This window comes from Streptomyces alkaliterrae, from assembly GCF_007097205.2.
Lineage (GTDB): Bacteria > Actinomycetota > Actinomycetes > Streptomycetales > Streptomycetaceae > Streptomyces > Streptomyces alkaliterrae.
Window position 1 is genome coordinate 1 of sequence record NZ_VJYK02000702.1, and the last position, 489, is coordinate 489.

A 489-nucleotide genomic window follows, 5' to 3' on the forward strand; every position below is an offset into this window, starting at 1 on the left:
GGGTGGGGGTGGTGGTGTCGGTGTTGCTCGGGGTGGCGTTGCTGCGGCGGTCGGCGGTCGCCCTGGTGGCGTTGCTGTTGCCGGTGGCGGCCTGGACGTATCTCTTCGGCGGGCTGTTGCTGCCGGCGGCGGCCGCCGGGCCGCGCGACCTCGTGGTGGTTCAGCACAACGTCAGTGACGAGAACGTAGATCCGGCGGGCACGGCGCGTGCGCTGGCCGACGTCGGGGCCGATCTCGTCGGGCTGCAGGAGCTGTTGCCGCACGCGCTACCGACGTACGAGAGGGTGCTGGCACCTGACTACCCGTACCACGTGGTCCACGGGACGGTCGGGCTGTGGTCGAAGCACCCGCTGACAGAGGACGACGTGGTGGACATCAAGCCGAGGGAGATCACCGAGCCGTGGAGTCGGGGGTTGCGGGCGGTGGCCGACGCGCCGCAGGGGGAGATCGCCGTGTATGTGGCTCACCTGCCGTCGGTACGGGTGGGGG

Annotated in this window: 1 protein-coding gene; it reads left to right on the forward strand. The window is 71.0% G+C overall.

Going from position 1 to position 489, the window contains the following annotated elements:
• The coding region (locus FNX44_RS28470; RefSeq protein ID WP_323369700.1) for an endonuclease/exonuclease/phosphatase family protein at nt 1-489 on the forward strand (489 nt) is incomplete at both ends.